This is a genomic window from Candidatus Parcubacteria bacterium, from assembly GCA_023131895.1.
In the GTDB taxonomy this organism is placed as follows: domain Bacteria; phylum Patescibacteriota; class Minisyncoccia; order Minisyncoccales; family JAGMDC01; genus JAGLYZ01.
The window spans coordinates 38,936-55,371 of sequence record JAGLYZ010000001.1; the positions used below are offsets into that span (position 1 = coordinate 38,936).

Consider the following 16,436-nt stretch of genomic DNA (forward strand, 5'->3'; position numbering starts at 1 on the left):
ATAATGGTATATATGCCTTTTTAAAAGTATTGACAGGTTTGGGTAAATAAGTAATATCAAAGTTAGCACAAATCAGTACAAAATAAAAAAGGAGGTATAAAAATGTCTGTAAAAGAAGAATGGTTGAAGCCAGGATTGAGAGTTTTAACCCCTGATGGACCAGGAATAATCAAATCTTCAAGAGTTAACGGAGTTTGCAGGGTTAAATTAGACGACCCTGTAGCAAGAGAAAAGATAAGTGTTTTTCAAAGAGGAGAAGTAGTGGTTGAGAGCGACTTTACATTGGTTAGGTTGGTAAACCTTGGCTTTCTGGATTATTATTTAATCAGTAGCGCTCAGAATTACCCAACCTGGGAAGAGTGTTTAGAGGCCTTAAAGCAGCCATTTAGTCAAGACGAGATTTTGATAGCTCTTAATTTCGAGAAAAAAGAGTTTAGAACCAACCGTTTATTGCCGCAAACAGAAAAGTATAATCTCATTCAGTGCTATTTCGATGTCCATCAACGCATGGAAGCTAAATTTTACGATTTTGTAGAAGAAGCAAAAAAGGCCTGGGAAAGAGTTAATAGATTAGATGGAATTACTAATTATATCCTTCTCTGCTGTATAATAGACCTGGAAACTTCCCAGATCTTATCCAGAGCTCTTTTCTCAAGAATGAAAGTAATAGCCAAAGAAACTTACTGGTAAAAAACTCTTGCGAAAACTTGCGAAAAAAATAAAATCTCACAAAGGGCAATATAGTATTTACTTGAGCCCTATTTTTTTATTAAAAAAGTTAATTTATTAGTTATCCACAGTTGACTAAAAATGAGGTTTTCCTATTATATAAACAAGGATTTGTTCCTTTTTTTATTTTCTGGTATAGTGATTGTATAGAAAATCTTTTAAGGAGGAAAGCTTTTAATTATGGATAAAGAATATATTATCAATCTTAGTTTTACTGTTTATAAAGTGACAGAGCTTTTTCCAAAACAAGATCCATTGAGAGCAGAGATAAGGACAATGGTAAATGAGATTTTAAATGATTTATTATTTTTACAGAACAGCAAGGAATTAGGCATTAATGCAGATGAACTTGACAGGGAAATTGTTAAAAATATAGAAGATCTTAAAAAATATTTTGAAATAGCTATAGTTAAAAAATTATCAAGCCCAACTAATTTTTTAGTGCTTCAGAGAGAATATGGTAAAATATATAATGAATTAAAAAAAGAAGAATCTTTTGAAACCGAACCTCAAAAGATTAACGAAGAAGAGAATATTGGGGAATGGGTTTTGCAACGTCAAGAGCGGATATTAGATATTATTAGCAAAGAACAAAAAATTCAGGTGCAGGGAATTCAAGATAGTCTTCCAGGAATTAGTAAAAGAACCATTCAAAGAGATTTAGGTTTTTTAGCAAATAAGGGTTTAGTAAAAGCGCATCACGATTTTAACAAAACATTCTATGAATTAGTATAATGTCATGACAAATGATACGACATTGATACGACAAAATTGAAAATGATACGACATTGATACGACAAAAGTACAAATCATCAATTTTATGGATAATTTAGAGGAAAAATTCAGTAAAATATACGATCAATATATTGATAAAATATACCGTTTTGTCTTTTTAAAGGTTAGTTCTCAAGAAATAGCTCAAGACCTATGTTCAGAGGTCTTTACCCGGGTTTGGCAGAGTTTGAATAAAGGGAATAATATTGAAAATCCCCAAGCATTTGCTTATCAGATTGCCAGGAATTTGATTGCTGACCATTATCGTCAAAATAGTAAAGCTAAGCTGGTTTCTATAGAAAATTGCAAGGAAATAGAGGATAATCAGCCTAATTTAGAAGAAAAAAGCTTGTTAATGTCTGACATCAACAGCGTGAAATTAGCTTTAAATAACATTAAACCAGAGTATCAGGATATTATTATCTGCCATTATTTAGATGATTTATCTGTTCCAGAGCTTGCTAAAATGATGAATAAGCCGCAAGGCACGATTCGGGTTATGCTTCATCGCGGCTTAAAAGCCCTTAAAAAAGAGTTGAGTTAGGGAGGAGGGGGTGTAACAAAAGAGCTTAAAATGCGTCATATATTATAGAAAGAAGCAATAATTTTGTATTTTTAGGTCTAATGACCGAAAAAGAACTCATTAAAAAATTAAAAAAACTACAAGAAATCAAACCCAGTCAGGACTGGGTTGTTTTGACAAAAAATCAGATTTTGAGCGATAATAAAGATAATAAAGTAAAAGAATCTTTTATTTCCCAATTTATTTCAGTTTTTAATGTTAGGCCTTATCTAAAGCCGGCTTTTGCAACGGCTCTTTGTTTTTGTTTGTTATTCACGGTTTTCAGCTTTGCTGAAAACGCTTTACCCGGGGATTTGCTTTATTCAGTGAAGAAAATTGGCGAGAAAACTAAGTTGAGCCTAACTTCTGAAGAAGGCAGGACTAATGCTCAATTAGATCTAACACAAAGAAAATTAAATGAATTAACAATAATAGCTGAAGAAAATAGAGGTAAAAACCTTGCTTCAGCTGTTCAAGAAGTGGAAAAAGCTATGAAAGAAGTAGCTGAAACATTGAAAAATACACTTGTTACAGCAGAAGTAAGAGAGAAAATTGAAGCCATAGAAGTACAGAAAGAAAAAGTAGAAGAGATATTAGCTGTAAAAATTGACAGCGAAGAGTTAGACGAGTCAATGAATGATTATTATAAGAGCTTGGTAGAGCAGGAGATAAAAAGTTTAGAGGGGAAAACCTTGAATGTTGAGCAAGAGACATTATTAAATGAAGCAGAAGAGCTGCTTGGACAAGGAGATTTTCAGCAAGCACTTGAAAAAATCTTACTTTTAAGTTATTAAGGATATATGGCAAACGAGAATATAACAAAACAAGATTTAGATAAAGTTGAAGAAAATTTAGGCGGGATGATAAATAAGAGCTTTGATGAGAATACTAAACAACATCAAGAGACGTTAGAGGTTCTGAATAGACATGGGGTAATGTTAATTGATCATACTGAAAGATTAAATAGGATGGAGACAAGATTAGATAGAATAGAAACAAGATTGGAAGGTATTGTTTGAAGCATCAGCTATTAAAAAATAGCTTATATTATTTTTTTAAAAACAACTATTTTAAAAGTTGTTTATCCCGTTTAACGGGGTAAAGGTCGGCAAAAAGAAAAGAAAACAAAGAAAAGAACTATTAATAAACATCTTCTGAATGTTTGCTAAAAGCTAAAAAGAATTCTTTATATTCAAAAGATGTCATAAGGTCGATAATAGTTATAAAAGAATAAAAACATAAAAATCTTTAATAGAATTACTTGTTTTTATAAAAAACAAGATAAGAATATTAAAGAAAAATTAATAAATGTCTAAAATGAAAAAAATTATTGCTAGTATTACAACTTTGGCTTGCGCGTCAATGATGATGGGCTTGGTTGTTATGCCAGTTCAAGCAACAACTACTGAAGATCTGCAGGCTCAAATTGACCTATTATTAGCTCAATTAGCTGATTTGCAGACGCAGTTGGCTGGTCTTAGCGGCACAACAGGTACCATTGAAGGTTGTACAATTACCAGTTTTGACCGCAATCTTAGTGTAGGAATGACTGGCGACGATGTTAAATGTTTACAGATTGTTTTAAACACTGATTCTGTAACAAAGTTAGGTACAACTGGAGCTGGTTCTCCAGGAAATGAAACTTCTTATTTTGGTCCTTTGACCAAAGCAGGAGTAATCAAATTCCAGGAACTATATGCTGATGAAGTATTAGCTTCTTGGGGTTTAACTTCTGGAACCGGTTATGTTGGTTCAACAACCAGAACAAAGTTAAATGAGCTTTTAGTCAGTGGAGTAACTCCTACTGGCTGTAATTGTACTGCTTGGGTAGATGATGTCTGCGGTGGTGGAGATTGTTCTGCTACTCAGATGAATCAAACTCGAACTTGTACTCCAGAAACAGGAGCTGCAGCTGATGTTTGCGAAGGAGCAGCAACCAGTCAATGTGTAGCTGATGCAAGTTGTAAAGACGCAGGAGTGGTTGAACCATTAAGCGTTGTGCTTTCTGACGAAACACCAGTTGCTGCTAACGTAATGAAAGGTTCTGCTTTAAACACAGTAACCAAATTCATTATTTACGGCAGTGAAGATGAAGCTACAACCATTAATGGTTTAACACTAAAGAATTACGGAACTGCTGAAACAAACACTACTACTATTGCCAAAGTCAAGATTCTTGACGAAAATGACGTTGAAATAGCCACAGAAAGGAATTTAGTTGGAGGAACAGCTACTTTTGTAATTGTCCCTCAACTAACTATCGCACAGGCAGGAAGCCGAACTTTAAGCGTTGCTGTTAATGTTGACGCTTCTGGAACAACAATGTCCACTATTCAAATGGGTATTGATTCTGCTGATGCAATAAACGGGGCAACCTTTACTGGCGATTTTCCAGTAAAAGGTGAAGTATTTACTGTTGTGCCAGCTGGTTCTCTTGGAACCTTGACTATAGCTGAATACAGCTCTCTACCAAAAAGCACTGCTAAAATTGGAGAAACCGAGGTTGTTTTAGAGAAATTCACTGTTTCTGCTGGTTCTAACGAAGATGTAACAATTAACCAGATGACTTTCACCAATACTGGAACTATTTCTGCTTCTGATATTTCTAATCTTAAAGTTAGAAAAATCGGCGGAGATGCAGTTACTGATGCTGAAACATTAGGCAGTAATGACAAAGTTACTTTCAATCTAACTTCTCCAGTAGCTCTAACTAAAGGTTATTCCCAGAGTTTTGAGTTGATTGCTGATATTGCAAGCGGTGATAACAGAACAATTTTAATGGCAATTGCTGCTGGCGCTGTAGTTGGTAATGGAGCTACTTCTGGAGTAAATATCTCCAGCACTGGAACAACTACTGCTGACACAGTTACTATTGGAACAGGTACAGTATCTGTTTCAATGTCTGCCAGCCATCCTCAAGGACAGGATGCTTTTATGATTCAATCAACCAGCCCTCAAACTTTGGCTGTGTTTGATGTAAAAGCAACTGGAGAGGATGTAATATTTGATACCATTAATATTCTGTTTGCTGGTACCCCTGATATTGACTCTACTAATTATTTAAGCTCTGTTGGTCTTTATGAAATAACTGATACTGGTTTTAGCGGGGTTTCTACTGCTACATTAACCGTAAATGCTGAGACCGTGTCTCCTGGAGAAGTGTATTCTTTGTCTTGGACTGTTCCTGCTGGAACCACTAAGAAGTTAGCTGTTAGAGGAATTACTACTAATTTGGATGTTAATGATGATGTGATAACTATTACTTTTAGTGGTTATTCTGGAACTGGTATGTCTTCTGGGGAAACCATTTCTTCTACTAATGATGTTGCCAGCACTGCGATTAAGATTTATGCTGCTGGAACATTTACAAGCGCGGCAAGCACTAACAAGACCTTGACCCATTATAATCAAGGTGTATTAACTCCAAGCGCTAATGTTGTTTTAGGTGCTTTAAAGATTAGAGCAACTAGAGAGAATATGAAGCTAAAAGATTTGATTGTTACTCCATCAACTACTGGCAAACTTGGTGCTTTAAGGATTTTTGCTGATGATATCAATGTCGATGGAACTCCTACTACTGCCTTAACTGATTCAGTTTCAGAAGCGAGTAGTGTATTCACCTTTGATTCTGACACATGGGACGATGATATTCTTTTTGAAAAGAATGTCTACAGAACAGTTCTATTAGTAGGTAATCCTACAAGCACTGCTGATGTTGGTAATTTCCATTTGACCGTATCCGCTACTACTTCTTTGACCTTGACTGGTATTGAGAGTGGAACAGACGCAGACGCTAGCGCTGTTATTGATTTTGCTATTAGTTCTCCATTTAGCGGAGGTACATTCCAGTTAGATACTAAAGTGGTAGAAATAACTAAAGCATCTGATTCGCCTTCTGGGACAATCAGCCCAACAAGCAACACAGTTGTTGGTAAATGGGATGTTGCAAATATGGACGCTGAACTGGAAAACGCTGTTATAACAGCTATAACATTTACCACTGATAGTGGAATACCAACTGCTATTACTGGAACCACTGACGCAACATTGTTCAAGCTTTATGACGGAGATGGCACACAACTAACCACTAGTCGTGTTCTTACTCAGGGGGATGGAACCATTGCTTTTTCAGGCATTAGCACTAATTTGACTGTTGAAGTCGGCGTTCCTAAGACCATTGAATTAAGAGTTGACTTTACTGATTCTGATTGGGGAACAGTTGACTTGAGCCAGAAATGGTATATAGCGGCTTACACTGATGTGACTATAACAGACGGTGAAGTTGGTTTCGGCGGAGATAACTGGAGCATTCAATCAGAAGCTAATACAATTACCATAAATCTGTAACGACTATTTTCCTTTCCTTGTAGGGAAACTAAATTGCCGTTCCTTTTGGGACGGCTTTTTAGTTTGCATGGATTCTTGAATTATTATATAATTAAGTAATATGAACTACTTAAAATTATTTTATTTTTTATTAATTTTTAGTTGTATTTTTTTAATAACAAATTCAGTCAGCGCGGCAGCGCCGAGCGCTATTACTGGTTTAAGGTGCATTGAAGGCAAGGTTAATAATGGCGTTTGGCTGCGTTGGGTCATACCAAGCAACAGTCCTACCAGTTGGGAGGTAAAATATTCATTATCCAATATTAATGCTTCAAATTATAGCCAGGCAACAGAATTTTCCCAGAATTGGGAAGCTGAAACCACACAGGCCATAGTTTATGGCTTGCCTGATGATGCTACTTTGTTTTTTGCAATGAAAGCGATTAATAATGACGGCAGTTCAGGAATTTCCAATATTGTCCGTTGTTATGTTGTAGAGCTGGATGAAAATAAAGATGAAGAAGCGCCTGTTTCTTTGATAACTAATCTTGAACAAGACCAGGAAATTTTAGCTGAACAGGATTTTACTATTCAAGGACAAAGCACTGATACTGGCGGCTCTTCTGTGCAAAAAGTAGAAATCAGCTTTGACAATGGAGAAACATGGGTTTTAGCAAATCCGAAAACTAGCATTGAGACCGGTTTTACTTGGGAGTATGTTTGGGAAGATCCAGCACAAGGAGATTACAATATCAAAACAAGAGCTATAGATTGGTGGAACAATACAGAAGAACCAAAAGAAGCAATTGCTATAACAGTTGTTTTAGAAATTCAGGAACCAGAGCCAGAGCCAGAACCAGAACCTATTACACCAATGACAGCCGATGAGCTTAAAGAAAAAATCAAAGAAATCCAGCAGCAGATTATTGAACTTATAACTCAATTAATTCAAAAACTTCAAGAGCAAATCACGTAATAATGAAGACAAATAATTCAGTAAAAATATTTTTTGTTGGATTGGCGTTTTGCCTTTCTCCTTTTTTTGTTTCAGCTGACTATATTGGCCAAAACATTGATTTTTTTATTGATTCTTTATATGATTCGCAAGAAAGAGACCAGATTTCAGCCACTTTGCGAGAGAGAAGCTCCCAGCTTTATTTTTATATTGACGACCAATACTGGAACCAGTTGAATGATGTCCAAAAACAGGAAAAGAGAAAAAAGTTAGATGTATTAGCAGAAGAGTTTGAAGAACAGATTTATCCATTAATGACTCCAACTTTTGGCATAGAATGGAACACAGGAATTGATAATGACGGGCATATTACAGTGCTAATTCATAAGATGATTAATGATATAGCCGGTTATTTTAATGCTGGAGATGAGTATGAAAAAGCCCTGGTGCCAGCATCAAATGAAAGGGAAATGGTATATCTTAGCTCTGATTTTATTGACAGCGCGAATCTAAAAGGTTTTTTGGCGCATGAATTTATGCATTTAATCACTTTTAACCAGAAAGATAACAGCTATGGAATTTCTGAAGAAATATGGCTCAATGAAGCAAGGGCTGACCATACTTCCACTTTTTTGGGCTATGATGATGAGTATGAAAACAGCAATTTGTCCGCAAGAGTAAGAAGTTTTTTAAACTCTCCTGGCGATTCTTTGACAGAATGGCTTAATGAAAAATCTGACTATGCGGTTGTCAATCTTTTTACCCAATACTTGGTTGACCATTATGGTATAAAGATTTTAGTTGATTCGCTTACCTCGTCAAAAACAGGCATTGCCTCTTTAAACTATGCTTTGGAAAAAAACGGTTTTGACAAGGATTTTTCAGATGTATTTACTGACTGGACAATTACTGTTTTAATCAATGATTGTGAGCTCGGAGAAGAGTATTGTTATTTAAATGATAATTTAAGAAATTTAAAAATCTCACCCCGTATTATTTTTCTTCCTAAAAAAGGCGAGACAACTCTTTCTGTAAGTGATACCACTAAGGATTGGGCAGGGAACTGGCATAAGATTATTGGAGGCAAAGATGCTTTAAAAGTTGAATTTGAAGATAATTCAGGGACTAATTTAATAGTGCCTTATTTGATAGAGTCAACAGATGATGAGTTTTCTATTGGTTTTATTGAATTTGACGATGATAACAAAGCTGTTCTTTATGTTTCTGATTTCGGGACAAAGAATAAATCATTATTTCTTCTTCCTTCAGTCCAGGAAAAAACAGCCGGTTTTAACGGCGAAGAGGATTCCTATAAATATTCTTTTACTTTGTCAACAGTAAAGAGAACACCGGAGCAGGAAGAAGCAGAATTAAGGCAGGCGCTTCTTGCACAAATTGCTGAATTACAAGCTCAAATTGCCATGATTCAGGCAAAAATAAATGCTATTTTAGCAGAGAGAAATAAAAATGAATATAACCAAACCTGCCAAAACATAGAAAACAATCTTTCCTTCGGCTTTCTGGACAACAATGAAGTGAGCTGCCTTCAAGAGTTTTTAAAATCACAGGGCCAGGATGTTTATCCGGAAGGGTTGGTCACAGGCAATTTTCTCTCTCTAACAAAAAAAGCGGTTATCCGCTTTCAAGAAAAATATAAATCAGAGATATTGGAACCGCTTGGCTTGGAAAATGGAACTGGTTTTGTCGGTTCTTCCACGCGCGCAAAAATCAATGAATTGTTAAATAGGCAGGGTTCTTAGAAATTCTTCTGCCTGCGGCTTAAGATTTGGGTCAAGTTCTATTACTTTTAGGGCTTGTTTTTTTGCTTCTTTGTATTTGCCTGTTTCTTTGTATAAAATGGCTAAGTTGAGACGGTATGAAACATAATTAGGTTTTCGTTTGATTAGCTTTTCATACACTGCAACCATTTCTGCATAGTTTTTATTATAATAATAAGCTTTAGACAAATGTAGCAAGGATAATTCATTATTTACAGGATAACCTTTTTTAGAAGCAAGTTTTATATTTTCATTTGCTTGTTCAATATTGTTTAAATATGCCTGGGTTAAAGCCATCATCCAAAAGCAATCCTTGAACTTTGGATTTATATCAATACACATCTGTGACTTTTCTTCTGCCTGCTGGAAGTTATGAGACAGTAAGTCGGTTTTTACCCATTCAGCAATGATTTCCTGCCTTTTCGGGCTTAATTGATTAGCTCTTTCAAAAGCAGAATTTGCTTCTTGCTTTATTTTTTCAAAATCTTCAGGAGAATGTTTTTGCGTTTCCAAAGATATATTAAGATAAGCGCCTAATAAAAGCCAAGAACGGGCATAATTTTTGCGAATAGTTATATTTTTCCTTAAAATTTCTATTGCTTTGTTAGTTTTTTCAGTTATTTCCTGGGGGGAAGGATTTGCGTTTTTAAAATATGCGCTGATAACGTCAATATATCTCAAGCCGGCATAATTGTCTATAAAGCTGTGTTTGTTGTGTGCTTTTTCTATGTACTCAAAGCTCTTTTCAAAGTTTTTTTCGTTTGAATAATATCCAGCCAGTTTTAGATTTTTATTAACCTGAAAAGCGCTTATATTAAACCAGATAAACCAGATTAGGAATAAAAATAAAATAACAATAATTGCCTTTTTGTATTTTTTTAAAAGTGTCCAAATTTTCACGATCGTGAGTTTTTGGACACTTCTGATTTCCATTTCATTTGGCTGGTTTATTAAACTTAGGCAATAACCGATTAGAAGAAAGGAAATTAAGTATGTAGAGAAAGTGTCAAAGCTGAAGAAATTAGCAGCCAAATAAGCTAAAAAAGTTGCCTGAATACCATGATACATTATTAGATTTTCTGGTTTTCTTTTTTTTAATTTTTGCAGTTCATAAATTAAGACCCCAAAAAGTGACAAATAAACAATCAATCCTAAAATACCAGTATTAGTGCTAATATCAAGGAAAAAATTATGAGCCCTATCCCACCAGGAACCCCATGCCTCGTCAATTTTGGGCAGAGTAGGGTCATAATATTTGTCAAAACCGATAGAAAAGTTTTCCGGTCCATAACCAATGATTGGCTTGTCTTTCAGCGCCTGCCAGCTGATTTTCCAGCCAGAGATGCGCGGGTCATCTAAAGCTCTTTCAATTGACAATCTGCTCACAGCTGATTTTAATAATTTGTTTTCTTGAATAAATTGAGGCAGTTCTGAAGCAGTGTTTACATAATAAAGACCATAGATGCCTGAAATTAAAACTAAACTAGCTAAGATTTTAACAAGAATGATTTTTTTGCTTTTAGCAGGATAGAATAAAAAGAAATATACAAAACCTATAAAAAGACCAATAAAAGCAGCTCTTGTTTGAGTGACAATAAGGATAGTAAAGAGAAATAATGTAAAAGAAGAGAAATAAAAGATTTTTTTAAACAGATTTCTATCTTTAATTCCAAAAGCCAGAGTTAAAAAACTTAATAATATAAGGTAGATAGCTAAAAATGTTGGTCCGCCGATTGTAGAAGGAGGCCGTCCATCAAAAGGGATTAAAATATTTTCAAAAAGTCCGTAAAGTTGGAAAATTGCAATAAAAGAGACCAAAATTCCAATAATTATGTTAAAAATCCATATTTTTTTCCAATCTCTGTCTTTCAAGATAAAAAAAGCTAAGATAGCGAAAATAATACAAAAACCGAAATTTAAAAATCCGCCAGAGCGATGAGGCGAACCCCAAAAGCTAAAATAGGGTTCTTGAGATAATATTGTGGCTAAGAAAAAAACTCCAAAGAGTGCGATTAAAGCAGAAAATGGCGATAGTAATGAAAATCCTGAAATTTTATTTTTAATATCAGCAGCAAAATCTTTTTTAGAAAGTATTTGGTAAATAAACAAAAAAATCAAAGCAGATAAAACAATCTTGAAAACAATTGTTTTTCCCCAATCAGGGGGCGAAAACCATGGCGGTAAATTCCAAAGCGGCAAAGTCAAAATCAAAAGAAAGCCGATTAAGTAAACTAATTTAAATTTATTTTCATTAACATTGTTTTCCATATTATTTTATGATATAAAAAAGAAATAAATAAAGCAAATTTTTTATTATGAAGATATTAGTTACAGGCGGAGCCGGGTTCATAGGAAGCCATCTTGTAGATAGATTAGTAAAGGAGAGACACAAGGTAATAGTTATTGATAATTTATCTACTGGAAGCAAAAAAAATCTTAATCCAAAAGCCAAATTTTATAAGCTGGATATCAGAAATCCAAAGGTTTCTGATGTTTTTAAGAAAGAAAAGCCAGAAGCAGTTTTTCATTTGGCAGCCCAGATTGATTTAAGAAAATCAGTTGAAAATCCCGTAGAGGATGCCAAAATCAATATTTTAGGTTCCCTTAATATTCTTCAAAATTTTATCCGTATAAATCAGTTAAATCCGCGTAAATCTGTGTCTAAGTTTATCTTTACTTCTACCGGCGGTGCTATTTACGGTGACGCTGACATTATTCCTACTCCAGAAACATATCCTGAAATGCCGCTTTCGCCTTATGGAGTTGAAAAGTTAGTTTTTGATAAATATCTTAATTACTATTATAAAGTTTTTGGTCTGCCTTATGTATCCCTGCGTTTATCAAATGTTTATGGTCCAAGGCAGAATTCAAAAGGAGAGGCAGGAGTAATAGCTATTTTTTGCGATAAGATGCTTGGAAACAAACAACCGATTATAAATGGTTCAGGCAAACAGACCAGAGATTATGTTTATGTTGATGATGTGGTTGAAGCAGGTATTTTAGCCTTCAAAAAGAAAAAAATTGGAATTTTCAATATTGGAACTGCTCAAGAAACAGATGTTAATACTATTTTTAGAAAAATTAGAAAGTTGATTAATTCAGATTGCAAGGAAATTCATGTTCCTGAAAAGCCAGGGGAGCAGAAAACAAGCTGTTTAGATTGTTCAAAAGCAAAAAAAGAGCTTGGCTGGCAGCCAAGATATGATTTAGATAAAGGATTAAAAGAAACCGTGGAATGGTTCAAGAATAAGTTAGCTTACTAACTTATCAGCTCACCCTTGACACCTATTGACACTTTTTGATACAATAATATAATGCCTGAAATAAAACCAGATCAAGTATATACAACTGAGGAAGCTCGCGATTTTTTAAAAATAAGCGAAAGCACTATTAAGCGTCATTTAAAAAATGGCATTCTTAAAGCTAACAAAGTTGGCGGCAGATATAGGATCTGGGGCAAGGAAATTTTAAGATTGGTCTCGCCAAAAGTTGAAAACAAGGCAGTTCAGGCATATCAAAAAGTAAAAAGAAAAGCCATAAAAACCATTGAAAAGTGGTAATTTCACTGAGGAAATTATGAAAATTGCAATTATTTTAGGAACTCGGCCAGAAATAATCAAAATGGCTTCAGTAATTCGGGAATGTCAAAAAAAGCGTCTTGATTTTTTTATTCTTCATACAAACCAGCATTATTCAGAAAATTTAGATAAGATATTTTTTCAAGAATTAGAATTACCTCAACCCAAATACAATTTAAAAGTCGGTTCAGGAACTCACGGAGAAGAAACGGGAAAGATGTTGATTAGAATTGAGAAAGTGTTAATAAAAGAAAAACCAGATATAGTTTTAGTAGAAGGGGACACCAATTCGGTCATTTCCGGAGCCTTAGCGGCAGTAAAACTCCATATAAAAGTTGGACACATAGAAGCAGGTCTTCGTTCATATTTTAGAGAAATGCCTGAGGAAATTAATAGAATTCTGACCGACCACTGTTCAAATTTTCTTTTTGCGCCGACAAAAAAAGCAAAAGAAATTTTAATTAACGAAGGAATATCTGATAAAAAGATATTTATTACTGGTAATACAATCGTTGATGCGCTATATCAAGGCTTGGATTTGGCTAAAGAAAAATCAAGTATTTTAGATGATTTAAAATTATTAAAAGGAAATTACTTTTTGTTAACTCTTCACCGTCCAGAAAATGTTGATAAAAAAGAAAAATTAAAAGGGATTCTTAAAGGATTAGATTTAATTTATAAAAAGTTTAATTTACCAGTAGTTTATCCAATTCATCCTCGCACTAAAAAAATGATATCTAAGTTTAAATTAAAAATTCCGAAAGGAATAGGGATAATAGAGCCGATTGGATTTTTGAACTTTCTTCAGCTTGAGTCAAATGCAAGGCTAGTTTTAACCGATTCCGGTGCTGTCCAGGAAGAAACTTGTATATTAAAGATTCCCTGCGTTACCTTAAGAGATAATACTGAAAGACCAGAAACTATAGAAATAGGAAGTAATATTTTAGTTGGAGCTGATCCTCAAAATATTTTAAAGAATACCAAGAGAATGTTGAATATAAAAAGAATTTGGAAGCAACCTTTTGGTGATGGTAAGACAGGGGAAAGAATAATAAATATTATTCAAAAAAAATGAGAAAGAATAAAACAATTTGTGTTCTTGGTCTTGGTTATATAGGGTTACCTACAGCTCTTTTTTTAGCTAAAGCGGGCTATAAAGTTATTGGAGTTGATTCGAATAAAAATAAAATTGACGATTTAATTAAAAGAAAATTTCCTTTTCAAGAAGCTGGTTTTCCTAAACTTTTTAAAGAAGCGATAAAAAACCTTAGTTTTTCTTTGGTTCCGGAAAAGGCAGATGTATTTATAATTTCAGTTCCAACACCAATTACTAAAAATAGAAAGCCTGATTTAAGATTTGTGAAACAAGCAGCTGAGGATATAAATAAAATTTTAAATGATAAAAATTTAATAATTATTGAATCAACAATACCTCCTGGTACAGCTAAAGAAATTGTTCTGCCAATTTTTAAAAAAAGGCATAAAAACTATAGAATTTATCTATCACATGCTCCGGAAAGAGCAATTCCCGGGAAAACTTTAAAAGAAATGGTAGAAGACGATAGAGTTATTGGCGGGATTGATAAAAAATCAAGTAATTTAACAAAAGAAATATATTCATCTTTTGTAAAAGGAAAAATTTATTTAACAGATACTACTACTGCTGAGTTTGTAAAAATCATTGAAAACACTTATAGAGATGTTAATATTGCTTTTGCTAATGAATTAGCAAAACTTTGCGATAAAATAAAAATAAATGTTTGGGAAGCAATAAAGCTAGCTAACTTGCATCCAAGAGTGAATATTAATCTGCCAGGCCCTGGAGTGGGAGGGCACTGTTTAGCAATCGATCCATGGTTTTTAGTAAGAAAAGATGATAATGGTACCCAAGCGATAAAACTGGCTAGAACTATTAACGATTCAATGCCTGATTATGTAATAAACCTTATTTCTAAGACAGTAAAAAATATTAAAAAGCCCACCATCACTATTTTAGGAGCTGCATACAAGGCCAATATTGATGATTGGCGGGAGACCCCGGCTTTAAAAATAATAAAACTTGCCAAAAAAAAGGGTTGGCAGGTAAAAATTCACGATCCTTATATTAAGAATTTTCCCTATAAATTATTAAACATAAAAGAAGCTTTAAAAAACTCTGATTGCGCAGTTTTAGTTACTAATCATGATTTTTATAAAGAAGTGGATTTCAAAAAATACGCAGTAAAAAATATAGTAGATACCCGTAATTTTTTAGATAAAAACAAACTTGAAGACATTAATTTAATAGTTCTTGGCGGAAAGAATAATATATAACTATATGCGAGATCTAATAAGAAAACTTCCTTATCCAATAAAACAAGGAATAAAACATATTTATGGGTTCATTCCTCCTAAAATAAGATTAGGCGAAGTATTTTGGGAGACCTATAATTTCCTTCAGAAATCGCAGTGGTGGAGCAGAGAAAAATTAGAAGAGTATCAGATGGAGCAACTAAGCAAACTTTTGCATCACGCCTACAAAAATGTGCCTTATTACAAAAGAATATTTGACGAAAGAGAATTAAAGCCAAAAGACATCCAGGATTTTGGTGATTTAACGAAACTGCCTTATTTGACGAAAGAGATTATTCGGGAAAACTTGCCAGACCTGGTAGCTCGTAATTATCCTAAATCTAAACTACAATATCTAACCACAGGTGGCTCTACTGGCATACCATTGGGATTTTATCTTGAAAGGGAGGTATCTGAAGCCAAGGAATGGGCTTTTATACTTACTCAGTGGAATAGAATTGGGTTTAAAATAGGTGATAGGTCAGTGGTGCTAAGAGGTAATATAGTTCCCTTCGCTAGTAAAAATAAGTTTTGGGAATACGATCCAAGAAACAAAGATCTTATTCTTTCGTCCTACCATATAACTGACGAGACATTGCCAGAATATATTGCCAAAATCAGAGAGTTCAAACCTGATTTTATTCAGGCCTATCCTTCAGTAATCACCATTCTAGCTAGATTTATGGAGGAAAATAATATTGAGCCATTTTCTACCGTTAGAACATTACTGTGTGGTTCAGAAAATTTATATTTTTGGCAGCGAGAGTTATTAGAGAAGGTATTTCAATGCCGGGTTTATAGTTGGTATGGGCATTCAGAGATGGTAGTATTAGCTGGAGAATGTGAAACAAGTACTTACTATCATATTTTTCCCGAATATGGATTTGTTGAGCTTATCGATAAAAAGGGCAATATAGTGACTGGTGAAAACAAAATGGGTGAAATCGTAGCTACAGGATTTAATAATTTTGCCTGTCCTTTTATAAGATATCGTACGATGGATTTGGCGACACCTTCAAATACAAAATGTGAATGTGGGAGAAATTACTCGCTATTAACTAAAGTAGAAGGTAGATTGCAGGATTTAGTGGTCACTAAAGATAATAGGCTTATTACGTTAACGGCACTTATATTCGCACAGCATTTTGAAGCTTTTTTTAAGATAAGAGAAATACAACTTGTTCAAGAGAAGGAGGGAGAGGTAACAGTGAAAATAGTGAAAACCCCACAATATTCAATTGATGATGAACAAGAAATTCTTTCTAAAATGCAAAGAGCTGTTAGTAGTGGGCTAGATATAAATTTTGTATATGTAAACACTATTCCACGCACCCAAAGTGGTAAATACCGATTTTTAATTCAAAAACTACCAATTAAATTCGGAGATTAAAAAATAAGTAAGT

At 34.0% G+C, this 16,436-nt stretch carries 14 protein-coding genes; 13 read left to right on the forward strand and 1 reads right to left on the reverse strand.

Going from position 1 to position 16,436, the window contains the following annotated elements; all coding sequences use genetic code 11:
* Positions 1 to 102: 102 nt before the first annotated feature.
* The 8 genes from KAT95_00140 (at position 103) to KAT95_00175 (ending at position 9,106) form a co-directional block, all read left to right on the forward strand.
* The gene (locus KAT95_00140) at positions 103 to 690 is read left to right on the forward strand and encodes a hypothetical protein (GenBank protein MCK4520270.1); all 588 of its coding nucleotides are present in this window, start codon (positions 103 to 105) and stop codon (positions 688 to 690) included.
* A gap of 219 nt (positions 691 to 909) precedes the next feature.
* Positions 910 to 1,464, forward strand: a complete 555-nt coding sequence (locus tag KAT95_00145) for a DeoR family transcriptional regulator (GenBank protein ID MCK4520271.1) — start codon at positions 910 to 912, stop codon at positions 1,462 to 1,464.
* An 85-nt stretch (positions 1,465 to 1,549) separates the two neighbouring features.
* Positions 1,550 to 2,047 (forward strand): sigma-70 family RNA polymerase sigma factor, encoded by a 498-nt coding sequence (locus KAT95_00150; GenBank protein ID MCK4520272.1) that lies wholly within the window; start codon positions 1,550 to 1,552, stop codon positions 2,045 to 2,047.
* Between the two features lie 80 nt (positions 2,048 to 2,127).
* Positions 2,128 to 2,859, forward strand: a complete 732-nt coding sequence (locus KAT95_00155; GenBank protein ID MCK4520273.1) for a hypothetical protein — start codon at positions 2,128 to 2,130, stop codon at positions 2,857 to 2,859.
* Positions 2,860 to 2,865: 6 nt separating this feature from the next.
* The gene (locus KAT95_00160) at positions 2,866 to 3,084 is read left to right on the forward strand and encodes a hypothetical protein (GenBank protein ID MCK4520274.1); all 219 of its coding nucleotides are present in this window, start codon (positions 2,866 to 2,868) and stop codon (positions 3,082 to 3,084) included.
* Positions 3,085 to 3,373: 289 nt separating this feature from the next.
* A complete protein-coding gene (locus KAT95_00165) occupies positions 3,374 to 6,412 on the forward strand; it encodes a peptidoglycan-binding protein (protein MCK4520275.1) in 3,039 nt (1,012 codons plus the stop codon).
* A gap of 100 nt (positions 6,413 to 6,512) precedes the next feature.
* Complete coding sequence (locus KAT95_00170) at positions 6,513 to 7,367, forward strand: hypothetical protein (protein MCK4520276.1); 855 nt, start codon at positions 6,513 to 6,515, stop codon at positions 7,365 to 7,367.
* A 2-nt stretch (positions 7,368 to 7,369) separates the two neighbouring features.
* Positions 7,370 to 9,106 (forward strand): hypothetical protein, encoded by a 1,737-nt coding sequence (locus KAT95_00175; GenBank protein ID MCK4520277.1) that lies wholly within the window; start codon positions 7,370 to 7,372, stop codon positions 9,104 to 9,106.
* On the opposite strand, the gene KAT95_00180 is transcribed toward KAT95_00175, so the two are convergent.
* Positions 9,086 to 11,392 carry an O-antigen ligase family protein gene (locus KAT95_00180; GenBank protein ID MCK4520278.1) on the reverse strand — a complete coding sequence of 769 codons (2,307 nt, stop codon included), beginning with the start codon at positions 11,390 to 11,392 and terminating at the stop codon, positions 9,086 to 9,088. The genes KAT95_00175 and KAT95_00180 overlap by 21 nt on opposite strands.
* Before the next feature lie 47 nt (positions 11,393 to 11,439).
* Between KAT95_00180 and KAT95_00185 the strand changes: the two genes are divergently transcribed.
* From KAT95_00185 to KAT95_00205, 5 genes are read left to right on the forward strand one after another with little or no spacing between them, the layout of a single operon-like run.
* A complete protein-coding gene (locus tag KAT95_00185) occupies positions 11,440 to 12,387 on the forward strand; it encodes a GDP-mannose 4,6-dehydratase (GenBank protein MCK4520279.1) in 948 nt (315 codons plus the stop codon).
* A 51-nt stretch (positions 12,388 to 12,438) separates the two neighbouring features.
* Entirely contained in the window at positions 12,439 to 12,684 is a 246-nt protein-coding gene (locus KAT95_00190; GenBank protein MCK4520280.1) for a helix-turn-helix domain-containing protein, read from the forward strand.
* A gap of 16 nt (positions 12,685 to 12,700) precedes the next feature.
* On the forward strand, positions 12,701 to 13,777 hold the full coding sequence (gene wecB, locus KAT95_00195; protein ID MCK4520281.1) for a UDP-N-acetylglucosamine 2-epimerase (non-hydrolyzing): 1,077 nt from the start codon (positions 12,701 to 12,703) through the stop codon (positions 13,775 to 13,777).
* On the forward strand, positions 13,774 to 15,015 hold the full coding sequence (locus tag KAT95_00200; GenBank protein ID MCK4520282.1) for a nucleotide sugar dehydrogenase: 1,242 nt from the start codon (positions 13,774 to 13,776) through the stop codon (positions 15,013 to 15,015). Before wecB ends, KAT95_00200 begins: the two co-directional genes overlap by 4 nt.
* 58 nt (positions 15,016 to 15,073) lie before the next feature.
* Entirely contained in the window at positions 15,074 to 16,423 is a 1,350-nt protein-coding gene (locus KAT95_00205) for a phenylacetate--CoA ligase family protein (protein ID MCK4520283.1), read from the forward strand.
* Positions 16,424 to 16,436 lie beyond the last annotated feature (13 nt).